Origin of the sequence: Thalassotalea euphylliae, from assembly GCF_003390395.1 — a bacterium.
Taxonomy (GTDB): domain Bacteria; phylum Pseudomonadota; class Gammaproteobacteria; order Enterobacterales; family Alteromonadaceae; genus Thalassotalea_F; species Thalassotalea_F euphylliae_C.
The window spans coordinates 784,674-796,574 of sequence record NZ_QUOV01000001.1 but is presented as its reverse complement, the minus strand read 5'-3'; the positions used below and the strand labels follow the sequence as shown (position 1 = coordinate 796,574).

Below are 11,901 nucleotides of genomic sequence, written 5' to 3'. Positions count from 1 at the left end.
CCTTCCTCATTGTCAATGGCTATCACTTAGCTGAACTACAAAGCAACAAATGATAATAATTATCATTTACAAAAATAATTTTGTCAGCTAGATTATTAAAAAAGAGATAAACAGGGTAACGAAACTATGCCATCAACTCATACCGCAATACCAGCGAAAGTCAAAATAGAGATGTCGAGTGATTTACTGATGCAGCTTATTTATCAAGGACAAGTCAAAGGTAATGACTGTCGCTGCTTAGATGCTAATACCAAACAAGTGCTCTGGTTATCACTGCTTAATAGTAGTGTTGATACTGATGAGGTGAGCTTATGAAGTGTTCAATGCAAAAAGTTAGTCAAGACGATAAAGGCACTCTTGAGGAGCCTATCAAAGGCATTCTTGAAGAAAAAGAAAGCTACACCAAAGCGCTATCGATCATGGAGCAATGGCTACAGGTACTTTTACTGAGCTACCAAACCTCACCAGAAACACAGATTCTAAAATACATTAACTACTATTTAAGCCGAATTTTATCCCACGAAGAGTGCCAAGCAATTAAACAGAAACACTGCCAATACTTGCGCATGCAAAGGTACTGGCAATGGCATTTGCAGCAATCCTTGTAACAATCCTTGAGGCAATCCTGAAGTAATAAGCGCTAGCTCAACTTTATTAGCTGCTGAAAGTGCTGATAAAGGGCTTTTTTGCCGGTAAAGCCAAAGCGCTGGCAAATATCGGCGTCTTGGTGAAGCATCAAACATTTAGCAACCATGGGTTTGAGCGCGGCTAATAGTTTTTCTTTATCTTGTTGAGCAAGGTTGTTTTGGCCAACGCTATTTTGGTCAACGTTACCATGATCAATGTTAATTTGTGCAACACTAACCTTTGCAATATAAGCTTGTAGCCAGCGAGCAATACTTGGCCGAGCAAGTCGATACAAATTTGCATTATTTTTAAAGGCGAGTAGCTTTTCACAATCACGAGCTGTTATTGGTGGAAGGCTGCTTTTAGGTGCTATGGCCAGAAGTTTCATCACCAGTGAATAATCAAGCTGACTAAATTCATCGGCTAGCCAGTAGCTAAGTGCTTCATAAAATTCGGCAGAGACTTGCTGTACAAATTTTTGTTGCGCTGCTTGTAAGCTCGTATCATTGAGCATCACTAAAGAATGCTCACCACTTGAGGCATCTCGATTAAAGCCAAGCTTAACTGGCGTAAAACCATTTTTTTGCCAGAAGTTAACGACATTTGAAGACGCCGCAAAACTTGTTGCGACAAAATCAATATCTACTTGCTGAGCAAAAATCCTTATTTCGTTTATAAATGCGCTGCCAAAGCCTAACCCTTGCGCACTTGGATGAACCGCAATTCTCATCACTCTTAAGTAGCGAAACTCTAACGCTTGAGGTAACTGGCTTTGTTGCGCCAGCGATTGCGGTATTAACTGCCCTTTGAGCCTGCGCTGACCGCTAACGATTGCGCTATGAAGCGCTTTATCAACCACTTGCTCTTCAATCAACAAAGCAACAGCGACCACTTGCTGTTGAACCAACTGAACCGCAACTGTAATACTAGGATCGTCTAACAGTAGCTTTAAGTCGCTTGGCTTGGTTTGGTAATGAGCCGTCACTAATATAGCAAATACTTGCACTAGCAATTGTTCATTCTGAGCAAGCTTATCGCCGGTAAAATAGCGATACTCAGGTGATGAATTTTGCCCTTGCTTGACAGTGCACACATCCAACTCGCCCAAGCTCGCGTTTAGTAAGCAGGTATTAAAAATTAACTGCTCAAGCGGATCATGATTTGCCCAACGAATAGGTTCGTTTAAGGTTAACGTTTTTACTTGCAAGCCTTTAGCCGACAACATTGGAATAAATTTCCCCGTAAATCCTTTACCCGCCCCCTCATAACCATGAATAGTTGAACTAAAAACGATGCGGTGATGCTGCGCCACTAACTTATTGAGCAGATATACCGGAATTCCAGCAGCTTCATCAACCAACAATAAGTCAGGGTTAGATTTAGAATGATGTTGGCTGCGCAACAACTCATCAACGGCCATAAAAGTTAAGCTGTGTTGTCGCCAAGTAATTTGATGATCACTAAGCTGATATTTACCTTCCTGCGAATCATCTAACAGCTTGCGCAGTTGAGTAAAATAAACGCCTAGTGCCATTTTATGTGGCGCGGTAATGACGATATTAAGCGCTCGCTCACTGGCAAAAAACAGTTGCGCGGTGGCAAGTGCTAAAGCGGTGGATTTTCCTCGCCCTCGATCGGCGGTTAACACTAAAGGTTTGTTGCGCCCGCCCGTTAATACTTTTTCGATATATTTTACGGCAATCAACTGCTCAGCAGTCGCTTGCGCTTTTATGGCTGGTAACAGAGCATCTGACGTTAGCCCCGCTTCTCTTAAAGCAGGGAATTGATCAGATGATTTATTTTTTGCTCTGTCTTGCTCATCGTCTTCTTCATTGCCGAGCGCTGCACTTTCATCTTTTGAATATCGCCCAAAGATCGCGTGTTCAGTTTGGCTTTGGTAAATATGGTAAATACCTCGTTGAGCGGCGGCATATGCTTTAAGTCGCTGAAGAAAGTTAGAAGTATTAACTTGCTCAGCTTCATCAATATTTGACTCATCGCCAAGCCAAATATACATAATGCCACCCGCGACAAGCGTGCCACTTAACGCGGCGAACGCATCTAGGTTAAATGCTGGGTCGGCAAAAAAAATAGCGTGATTTTCACGCCCTAGGTGGTGGCGATATATTTTGCTCGAAATAAAGTTAATTGGTAGCTCATCACCACTTTCAAGCTTATTGAATGCACGCCATTGCGCGCAGAAGATATCAGTTAACGGTTCACTTGCTGCTTCGCAAAATATTGCTCCAAGCTCAGTTTGTCTGACCTTGTTAACCTGCCCTGAGAGTTGGTCTTGGGTTTGAGTCTGAGTACAAGTGTGATGCCTGAAATACCAATCTACCGCCCAGGAAAAACTGCCGGATAAAAAAATTGCACCGCGATGACGAGCGTCAAGCAAGCCAGCGCTAAATTCGGTAAAACCTTTGGAGATAGAAGTTTCTAACATTAACTTGATAACAAAAATATCTAGGCAGTTGATAAATAAGCTTAATTTACTAACGCTTATTTAAACCGTGAAAAGCTGACATTGTAATCTAAACTTAAATCTATGTACTAGCGGCTAGTAATAAAACTTAGGTAATAAGTGGGCACTTACACTTACGTTTTACTATTTAATCTAGATCAAGTTTTGTTCGCTCAACTTTCATTAGACTAATTGCATATTCAATCCAAGGGCACAGGTTATGAATATCGACACTAACTCTCAAGAGCAAGCGCTTGAAAAAAAATACGAGCGTAATCTTTTCATTTTTATTGCTGTTTTTCTCGGTCCCATTTTGGCTGTGATGATTGTCGGCGGTTATGGCTTTATCGTCTGGATATCACAAATTTTAACTGGGCCGCCAACTTCCTAAGCTCCCTTTCTTAGCACTTATACGAATAACGCTGAGTTGCAATTTAGAGTGAATGCTGATGGAACAAGTTGCTAATCGAGCACGTCGACAACTGTTAAAAGGTCGATTTAAAGCTCAAGTAGAAAAAGCCCCAATACGCTTGCCGTGGACAGCTAGCGAAGCGATTTTTACCGCGACCTGCACACAATGCAATAAGTGTGTTGAACACTGTGAAACACAAGTTATCAAACGTGACCGTAAGGGCTTTCCTTATCTTGATTTTAATCAAGCGGAATGTACCTTTTGTGGTGAATGTGAGCGCCAGTGCGACCAACCGCTATTCACAGCACAAGCACATCGCGAAGCCAATCGACCTTGGTCAGCCAACATTGAAATCAACAGCACCTGTTTAGCGACTAACCAAATTTACTGCCAAAGCTGTCGCGATGTTTGTGATAGCCGCGCCATCAGCTTTCAGTTTATTACCAGCGCGATTCCAGTACCCGTTATTAATAACGACGATTGCACGCTCTGTGGTGCTTGCATTTCCACCTGTCCGCAAAAAGCGATTGCCATCAACCACAATACTAACAGTGCTGGTTATTCAGCATCTCAATTTGAGGAGCTCAAACATGAGCCAATCCAACGCTAATCAGCAGCAAGCTAACCACCAAAAAGCAAATGACCAACAGACAGGTCAGGCCAGCGAATACCATATCGCCAGTTTTGTTGCACAAGCACCACCACAGTTGGTTGAAGCATTAAGCCATTTTGTTAATAGCTACCAAGGCTGTGAGGTTCATGGCCATAGCGAACAAGGAAAAATCGTTTTTACCGTTGAGGGCAGTAGCCAAAAGGCTATCGCCAAAATCGTGGATCAAATCCGTCTAACCGACGAGTTTTTAAGCATTTCGCCGGTTTACCACCAATTTCTCACTGAGCCACAAGCGCCAGTAACAACCGAGGTGAACTAAGATGACACTAAATCGCCGAGAATTTATTAAAGCTAATGCCGTTGCAGCCGCTGCTGCAGTAGCCGGGGTTTCCATACCTGCACAAGCTTCCAACTTAATCACTGCCAGTGATATCACCAAAATCAAATGGGACAAAGCTCCTTGCCGTTTTTGCGGTACAGGTTGTAGCGTCAATGTTGGTGTGATGGACGGTCAAGTAGTAGCTACCCATGGTGATATTAAATCGCCAGTAAATAAAGGGCTGAACTGTGTTAAGGGGTATTTCTTATCCAAGATTATGTACGGTAAAGATCGCTTAACTACACCACTACTTCGCATGAAAAACGGTAAGTACGATAAAAATGGTGAGTTTACCCCGATTACGTGGGATCAGGCATTCGATGTGATGGAAGAAAAAGCAAAGCAAACACTGAAAGATGTTGGCCCAACTGGCGTTGGCATGTTTGGCTCTGGCCAATGGACAGTGCATGAAGGCTATGCTGCTTCGAAACTGATGAAAGCTGGCTTTCGTTCAAACAACATTGACCCGAATGCTCGTCACTGTATGGCCTCTGCGGTTGCAGGCTTTATGCGTACCTTTGGTATTGATGAACCAATGGGTTGTTATGATGACATTGAAGCTACAGATGCTATGGTGCTATGGGGCTCCAACATGGCGGAAATGCACCCGATTTTATGGACCCGTATAACGGATCGTCGCTTAAGTGCACCACATGTTAAGGTGGCTGTGCTATCAACATTTGAACATCGCAGCTTTGATTTGGCCGATAACGGTATGATTTTCGTACCGCAAACCGATCTTGCCATCTTGAATTTTATTGCTAATTACATCATCCAAAATAACAAAGTGAATCATGACTTTGTTAACAAGCACACCAAATTCGCCATGGGCAACCAAGATATTGGCTACGGTTTGCGCCCTGAGCACGTGCTAGAGAGAAAAGCGAAGAACAATACCAAAGCGGGTGGTTCAAAGCCGATTTCATTTGATGAGTACGCTAAGTTTGTCAGCAAGTACACCCTAGAGTATGCGTCAGAGCTTTCTCATGTACCAAAAGACAAGCTCATTGAACTGGCTGAGCTCTATGCCGATCCAAATCGTAAAGTGTGTTCTTTCTGGACCATGGGCTTTAACCAACACACTCGTGGTGTGTGGGCCAACAACATGATTTACAACATTCATTTGTTGACGGGTAAAATCTCTACACCGGGTAATAGTCCATTTTCATTGACTGGCCAACCATCTGCTTGCGGCACCGCGCGTGAAGTGGGTACTTTCGCCCACCGTTTACCGGCCGACATGGTAGTGAAGAATCCAAAACATCGCGCAATTGCTGAGAAGAAATGGAAACTGCCAAAAGATGTTATTCCACCAAAGCCTGGTTACCATGCCGTGCTGCAAAACCGCATGCTTAAAGATGGCAAGCTCAATTTCTATTGGGTGCAATGTAACAACAATATGCAAGCGGCTGCCAACATCAATGAAGAAGGTTACCCAGGGTATCGCAACCCGAAAAACTTTATTGTTGTCTCAGACCCTTATCCAACCGTGACAGCACAAGCTGCTGATTTGATTTTACCAACTGCAATGTGGGTGGAAAAAGAAGGTGCGTACGGTAACGCTGAGCGCCGCACGCAAGCTTGGTATCAAATGGTAGAAGCGCCAGAAGGTGCGAAGTCTGATTTATGGCAACTTGTTGAGTTTTCAAAGCGCTTTAAAACCGACGATGTGTGGGAAAAGAAAACCTTAGATAAAAACCCAAGTTACAAAGGCAAAACCTTGTTTGAAGTACTGTTTGCCAATGGCCAAGTCAACAAATACCCACTAAGCGAAGTACCTGACGACCGACTGAATCAAGAAGCCCGTGATTTTGGCTTCTACATTCAAAAAGGGCTGTTTGAAGAGTACGCTTCGTTTGGTCGCGGTAAAGCGCACGACTTAGCTCCTTATGACAGATACCACCAAGAGCGCGGTTTACGCTGGCCTGTGGTAGACGGCAAAGAAACCTTATGGCGCTTTAAAGAAGGTTCAGATCCTTATGTTAAACCAGGTTCGGGCTTTGAGTTCTATGGTAAGCCAGATGGCAAAGCGATTATTTTCGCCCTGCCTTATGAGCCAGCCGCGGAGTTCCCAGATAAAGAATACGATTTGTGGCTTTCGACAGGCCGTGTGCTTGAACATTGGCATTCTGGTTCGATGACACAACGTGTACCTGAGCTTTATCAATCGATGCCAGACGCTTTGGTTTATATGCACCCTGACGATGCTAAAAAGCGTGGTCTGCGCCGAGGAGATGCCGTGAAAATTGTTTCTCGTCGAGGTGAAGTGGAAACCCGAGTTGAAACCCGAGGCCGTAACAAACCGCCAATTGGCTTAGTGTTTATGCCTTGGTTTGACGCTAGCCGCCTAACGAACAAAGTGACACTTGATGCCACCGACCCTATCTCTAAAGAAACCGACTTTAAAAAATGCGCGGTTCGCATTGAGAAAGCATAAGGAGCAAAATTATGAAAAAACTCATTATCTGTTGTTTATCTGTGCTGCTTAGCTCGCTCGGTGCGCAAGCCATAGCTAGTGAAGATGACAATATCGCCACGCTAAGACACAGCACTGCAATTGACACACAAGAGTCAACCAAGAAAATTCCAAATGTAATTAATAGCGATATTAAACAAGCGCGCAACTACCCGATGCAGCCGCCGGTTATTCCGCACACCACGCGTAATTACGAAGTGAATCTAAATAGTAATAAGTGTATGTCTTGCCACAGCCGCGAGCGCACTCAAGACTCACAAGCCCCTATGGTTAGTGTCACCCACTTTATGGATAGAGAAGGAAACTTCTTAGCTGAGCTGTCGCCGCGTCGCTATTTCTGTAATCAATGCCATGTTAATCAATTTGAAGCTAAGCCACTCATTGATAATAGCTTTGTTGATATGCACACACTCACCTCGCAGAAAGTTAATAGCGGCGAGCAAAAATAGGAGATGTTAGATGAAAGATATCCTAGTAAAAGCATGGCAGACGATTAGAAAGCCAAGCGTTCATTACAGTTTAGGCTTTCTAACACTCGGTGGTTTTATCGCGGGTATAATCTTCTGGGGTGGTTTTAACACTGCCCTTGAAGCAACGAATACCGAAACATTCTGTATTTCATGCCATGAAATGGAAGACAATGTTTATGAAGAGCTAAAAACTACCATTCACTTTACTAACCGCTCGGGTGTTAGGGCCACTTGTCCAGATTGCCATGTACCGCATAATTGGACAGACAAAATTGCTCGTAAAATGCAGGCTTCAAAAGAAGTGTGGGGCAAAATATTTGGTACCATTAACACCCGTGAGAAGTTTTTGGCAAATCGCAAACGCTTATCTGAACACGAATGGGCAAGATTAAAAGCGAACGACTCGCTTGAATGTCGAAACTGCCATAATTTCGATTACATGGACTTTAGCGTGCAAAGTCAGCGTGCCGCGCAAATGCATTCAACCTCATTGGCCAGTGGCGAAAAAACCTGTATTGACTGCCACAAAGGGATCGCACATCGCCTGCCTGATATGCAAGGAGTCGAAGGCTGGTAGATATTAGACAAGTGCTTGGTAAGCATAAGCTAACTAAGCCAGAGGGCTTTTACGAACACAGTATAGTGCTAACAAATTAACAAACCTTTTCATTTTTATTTGAAAAAGCCAAATTTGTTGCCTATGTTCAAATTAATGCCGACCATGCTGATTTTTAAGGCATTGTCGGCTTTTTTATGTCTGTTAACTACTGCCAATGGGTGAGATAAAGATGACTTATCGTGACAGCAAGCACACACAGCACAAAGCCGATTTACCAGACTACGAAAAAGACTTAGCAAGCAATGAGCAATCAATTAAAGAGTCAAAAGTACGTAAACGCATTGACGAATTACTCGAAGAGAAACGCCTAAAGCAACTGCTGGATAATTCCGATGACTGGGAGGTTTAATCGATAGCTAGCGCAATATCGAAGATAGATGGTTAGCAAACACCACCACTTTGCAGTATGGTTAAGCTATCTTCAACAACAAAAACAACTTCAACATGAAAAAACTTCTATTAGCTGCAAGCATTGCTGTTGCTTGCTCATCATTGCAAACCGCCGTAGCAAATACGGGCTCGTTTAAAGCAGACGTCGCCGATATGGCAAGCCAAATTGAACCACAAGTGATCAAGTGGCGCCGTCATTTCCATCAACATCCTGAACTCTCTAATCGTGAATTCGAAACAGCTAAAACCATTGCCAAGTATTTAACTGAGCTTGGTTTAGATGTGCAAACAGGTATCGCAAAAACAGGCGTTGTTGCCGTACTTGATTCTGGTAAACCTGGCCCCGTGGTTGCGCTACGAGCCGATATTGACGGCTTACCAGTGACAGAAGCAACAGGTTTACCTTTCGAGTCTAAAGTTAAAGCGGTGCATGAAGGTAAAGACGTCGGTGTGATGCATGCCTGTGGTCACGACACCCATATTGCCATGCTAATGGGCGCGGCAAAAATTCTTACTGAGAAGAAAGACCAATTAACCGGTAAAGTGAAGTTTATCTTCCAACCGGCTGAAGAAGGCGCACCACGCGGTGAAGTTGGCGGTGCTGAAGTGATGGTTAAAGAAGGCGTACTCAAAAACCCAGATGTCGATGTTATTTTTGGCTTACACATTAGCTCAGGTCAAGATGTCGGCACCGTAGAATACAAAGAAGAAGGCATTATGGCAGCGGTTGACCCATACCGCATCGTCATCAAAGGTCAGCAGTCACATGGTGCCTACCCTTGGTTAAGCGCTGACCCTATCGTTTCCGCAGCGCAAGTAATTATGGGCTTGCAAACCATTGTTAGCCGCGAAGTTAAGCTTATTGACAGCGCAGCCGTTGTCACTGTTGGTATGATTAACGGCGGTAATCGCTCTAACATCATTCCAAGCGAAGTTGAGTTGGTCGGCACCATTCGCAGCTTAAACCCTGATATTCGCGAGCATATTCACGAAGCCGTGCATCGCAAAGCAACCAACATTGCGGCGAGTATGAACACCACTGCAGAAGTAACGTTACCGCTAGATTACAGCTACCCAATCACTTATAACGATCCAAAACTCATGCAAACTATGCTACCAACGTTAGTCGCCACCGCTGGCGAAGGTAATGCTGTAGCAACCAAAGCCGTAACAGGTGCTGAAGACTTTTCTTTCTTCCAAGAAAAAGTGCCAGGCTTGTATTTATTCGTTGGTGGCAAAAGCCGCGATATTCCAGAAGATGAAGCACCGGGTCACCATACGCCAGAGTTTAAAATTGACGAAAGCGGCATGAAGTTAGGTGTTGAACTACTAACGAACTTAACATTTGACTATATGCAAATGAATTAAGGCTAGGTAAATTAAACTTAAGCAAATTAAGCACAAATGAACTAAAAACCCTTTCTGCCAGTAGTATAATTGGATTTTACATTACGTAATTTATGCTACTGGCTTGTCACTTTCATTGTGGTAATCCAGCATGCTAAATTGCTAAAATAAGCTCAATCATTAATTGCTGTTATCATTATGACTTTCCTAGAAAAAATTCGTTGTTTATTTACTTTTGGCCAAGGGGTTGCCCTGTCACTACCTGAATTTGATGATGCCAGCGATCCAATCGCCCTATTTGATACTTGGTTTAATGATGCCAATAAATCTGGGATCTTATTACCTGAAGCAGTCTCGGTAAGCACTTGTAGTAAAGATGGCCAGCCAAGCTCGCGCATGGTGCTAATGAAATCTTTCGACGAGCGAGGCTTCGTGTTCTACACCAACTATGGCAGCCGCAAAAGCCATGAGCTTGAAAGCAATCAAAAGGTCGCCTTGTTATTTCACTGGAATGTATTACAACGCCAAGTGCGTATTGAAGGTACTGTTGAAAAAACTACCGTGGAAGAATCAGCCAATTACTTCAACAGCCGCGACCGCGGCAGTAAAGTGGGCGCATGGGCATCCAAACAAAGCCAACAACTCACTCACCCTAATGAGCTTAAGGAACGCGTACAGCAGTTTGAACAAGAGTTTTCAGGTAAAGACGTTCCACATCCTGAGTTCTGGGGCGGTTGGCGCGTAAAACCGCACTACATGGAATTTTGGCAAGGCCGTGCAAGCCGCTTGCACGATAGGCTGTGTTTTGAAAAAAATGACCAAACGAACAACGACTGGCAAACTTTTAAGCTACACCCTTAGCCCCTAGCAAAAAGCATAAATCATAAAAAAGCCCAAGCCCTAAGCAGTATTGCGTGGGGTTTGGGCTTTTTGTTTATTAATTATCAGCTTAGCTCATCGAGCTAGTTACTTTAACCGACAAGTGCTAACAGAATACCCGCAGCAACTGCCGAGCCAAGTACACCAGCAACATTTGGTCCCATCGCATGCATTAGCAGGAAGTTGTGTGGGTTTGCTTCTAAACCAACCTTATTCGCCACACGTGCAGCCATCGGTACCGCTGAAACACCCGCTGCACCAATTAGTGGGTTGATCGGCTCCTTCGACAGCTTATTCATTAGTTTCGCCATCAATACGCCTGACGCTGTGCCAATCGAGAATGCCACCGCACCTAAGGCTAAAATACCTAACGTTTCTACATTTAAGAAAGCATCCGCGCTTAGCTTCGAACCAACACCTAAGCCTAAGAAAATGGTGACGATATTGATCAACTCATTTTGCGCGGTTGAGCTTAAGCGATCTACCACACCTGATTCACGCATCAAATTACCTAAACAGAACATACCAACCAGTGGCGTTGCTGCTGGCAAGAAGAAAATCGCCATTAGTAGTACCGCCAGCGGGAAGATAATCTTCTCTATTTTGGTCACATGACGCATTTGAGCCATTTCAATTTTGCGCTCTTCTTCATTAGTGAACAGCTTCATAATTGGCGGCTGAATAATTGGCACAAGCGCCATGTATGAATAAGCAGCAACGGCAATTGCACCTAATAACTCAGGCGCTAATTTAGACGCCAAGAAGATCGCCGTAGGGCCGTCAGCGCCACCAATGATGGCAATGGCTGAAGCATCTTGTAGCGTAAATTCGAATCCAGGAATGGCGTTTAAGGCAATCGCGCCAAACAAGGTAGCAAAAATACCAAACTGCGCAGCAGCACCTAAAAACAGTGTTTTAGGGTTAGCGATTAACGCACCGAAGTCGGTCATCGCACCAACGCCCATAAAGATCAGCAGCGGGAAGATACCCGTGTCGATCCCTGCATAATAAACATAGTGCAGTAGGCCACCAACTTCAGAGAAGCCAGCGACAGGGATATTGGTTAAAATCGCGCCAAAGCCCATAGGTAAAAGCAGCAGCGGCTCGAAGTTTCTGGCAATTGCCAAATACAATAAGCCACAACCAACGAGCATCATAACGATCTGGCCAACTTCAAAGTTGGCAAGACCTGTGGACATCCAGAGTGTTTGTAACTGCTCCATGT

Annotated in this window: 13 protein-coding genes; 11 read left to right on the top strand and 2 right to left on the bottom strand. The window is 44.0% G+C overall.

Translation table 11 applies throughout. From position 1 onward, the window contains the following. Positions 1 to 126 precede the first annotated feature (126 nt). On the top strand, positions 127 to 315 hold the full coding sequence (locus DXX92_RS19045) for a hypothetical protein (protein ID WP_147301927.1): 189 nt from the start codon (positions 127 to 129) through the stop codon (positions 313 to 315). After that, on the top strand, positions 312 to 608 hold the full coding sequence (locus DXX92_RS03455) for a hypothetical protein (RefSeq protein WP_115999160.1): 297 nt from the start codon (positions 312 to 314) through the stop codon (positions 606 to 608). Before DXX92_RS19045 ends, DXX92_RS03455 begins: the two co-directional genes overlap by 4 nt. A gap of 32 nt (positions 609 to 640) precedes the next feature. Here the strand turns inward: DXX92_RS03455 and DXX92_RS03450 are convergent, their stop codons facing one another. After that, positions 641 to 3,073, bottom strand: a complete 2,433-nt coding sequence (locus DXX92_RS03450; RefSeq protein ID WP_115999159.1) for a GNAT family N-acetyltransferase — start codon at positions 3,071 to 3,073, stop codon at positions 641 to 643. A gap of 238 nt (positions 3,074 to 3,311) precedes the next feature. Between DXX92_RS03450 and napE the strand changes: the two genes are divergently transcribed. The 9 genes from napE to pdxH all read left to right on the top strand — a co-directional run bounded on the left by napE (position 3,312) and on the right by pdxH (position 10,658). Beyond that, positions 3,312 to 3,482: a periplasmic nitrate reductase, NapE protein gene (gene napE / locus DXX92_RS03445; RefSeq protein ID WP_115999158.1), complete on the top strand. Its 171-nt coding sequence runs from the start codon at positions 3,312 to 3,314 to the stop codon at positions 3,480 to 3,482. Positions 3,483 to 3,540: 58 nt separating this feature from the next. Next, positions 3,541 to 4,113 (top strand): ferredoxin-type protein NapF, encoded by a 573-nt coding sequence (gene napF / locus DXX92_RS03440; protein WP_181901682.1) that lies wholly within the window; start codon positions 3,541 to 3,543, stop codon positions 4,111 to 4,113. Beyond that, positions 4,094 to 4,435, top strand: coding sequence for a chaperone NapD (locus DXX92_RS03435; RefSeq protein WP_115999156.1), 342 nt, complete (start codon positions 4,094 to 4,096; stop codon positions 4,433 to 4,435). The genes napF and DXX92_RS03435 overlap by 20 nt, the downstream gene beginning before the upstream one ends. A 1-nt stretch (position 4,436) precedes the next feature. Continuing rightward, on the top strand, positions 4,437 to 6,932 hold the full coding sequence (napA, locus tag DXX92_RS03430) for a nitrate reductase catalytic subunit NapA (protein WP_115999155.1): 2,496 nt from the start codon (positions 4,437 to 4,439) through the stop codon (positions 6,930 to 6,932). 11 nt (positions 6,933 to 6,943) lie between these two features. Continuing rightward, positions 6,944 to 7,420, top strand: a complete 477-nt coding sequence (locus DXX92_RS03425) for a nitrate reductase cytochrome c-type subunit (protein WP_115999154.1) — start codon at positions 6,944 to 6,946, stop codon at positions 7,418 to 7,420. Positions 7,421 to 7,430: 10 nt separating this feature from the next. Further along, the gene (locus DXX92_RS03420; RefSeq protein WP_115999153.1) at positions 7,431 to 8,018 is read left to right on the top strand and encodes a cytochrome c3 family protein; all 588 of its coding nucleotides are present in this window, start codon (positions 7,431 to 7,433) and stop codon (positions 8,016 to 8,018) included. A gap of 211 nt (positions 8,019 to 8,229) precedes the next feature. Continuing rightward, a complete protein-coding gene (locus DXX92_RS03415) occupies positions 8,230 to 8,409 on the top strand; it encodes a PA3496 family putative envelope integrity protein (RefSeq protein WP_147301926.1) in 180 nt (59 codons plus the stop codon). Between the two features lie 95 nt (positions 8,410 to 8,504). Continuing rightward, a complete protein-coding gene (locus tag DXX92_RS03410; protein WP_115999151.1) occupies positions 8,505 to 9,818 on the top strand; it encodes an amidohydrolase in 1,314 nt (437 codons plus the stop codon). Between the two features lie 177 nt (positions 9,819 to 9,995). Further along, on the top strand, positions 9,996 to 10,658 hold the full coding sequence (gene pdxH / locus DXX92_RS03405; protein ID WP_115999150.1) for a pyridoxamine 5'-phosphate oxidase: 663 nt from the start codon (positions 9,996 to 9,998) through the stop codon (positions 10,656 to 10,658). 110 nt (positions 10,659 to 10,768) lie between these two features. On the opposite strand, the gene DXX92_RS03400 is transcribed toward pdxH, so the two are convergent. After that, the gene (locus DXX92_RS03400; protein ID WP_115999149.1) at positions 10,769 to 11,899 is read right to left on the bottom strand and encodes a sodium ion-translocating decarboxylase subunit beta; all 1,131 of its coding nucleotides are present in this window, start codon (positions 11,897 to 11,899) and stop codon (positions 10,769 to 10,771) included. Positions 11,900 to 11,901 lie beyond the last annotated feature (2 nt).

Bases quoted from the DNA above. Each gene is read 5' to 3' on its own strand.
- pdxH (WP_115999150.1), top strand. From the start codon at position 9,996: ATGACTTTCCTAGAAAAAATTCGTTGTTTATTTACTTTTGGCCAAGGG.
- DXX92_RS19045 (WP_147301927.1), top strand. From the start codon at position 127: ATGCCATCAACTCATACCGCAATACCAGCGAAAGTCAAAATAGAGATG.
- DXX92_RS03435 (WP_115999156.1), top strand. From the start codon at position 4,094: ATGAGCCAATCCAACGCTAATCAGCAGCAAGCTAACCACCAAAAAGCA.
- napF (WP_181901682.1), top strand. From the start codon at position 3,541: ATGGAACAAGTTGCTAATCGAGCACGTCGACAACTGTTAAAAGGTCGA.
- DXX92_RS03415 (WP_147301926.1), top strand. From the start codon at position 8,230: ATGACTTATCGTGACAGCAAGCACACACAGCACAAAGCCGATTTACCA.
- DXX92_RS03455 (WP_115999160.1), top strand. From the start codon at position 312: ATGAAGTGTTCAATGCAAAAAGTTAGTCAAGACGATAAAGGCACTCTT.
- napE (WP_115999158.1), top strand. From the start codon at position 3,312: ATGAATATCGACACTAACTCTCAAGAGCAAGCGCTTGAAAAAAAATAC.
- napA (WP_115999155.1), top strand. From the start codon at position 4,437: ATGACACTAAATCGCCGAGAATTTATTAAAGCTAATGCCGTTGCAGCC.
- DXX92_RS03400 (WP_115999149.1), bottom strand. From the start codon at position 11,899: ATGGAGCAGTTACAAACACTCTGGATGTCCACAGGTCTTGCCAACTTT.
- DXX92_RS03420 (WP_115999153.1), top strand. From the start codon at position 7,431: ATGAAAGATATCCTAGTAAAAGCATGGCAGACGATTAGAAAGCCAAGC.
- DXX92_RS03425 (WP_115999154.1), top strand. From the start codon at position 6,944: ATGAAAAAACTCATTATCTGTTGTTTATCTGTGCTGCTTAGCTCGCTC.
- DXX92_RS03410 (WP_115999151.1), top strand. From the start codon at position 8,505: ATGAAAAAACTTCTATTAGCTGCAAGCATTGCTGTTGCTTGCTCATCA.
- DXX92_RS03450 (WP_115999159.1), bottom strand. From the start codon at position 3,073: ATGTTAGAAACTTCTATCTCCAAAGGTTTTACCGAATTTAGCGCTGGC.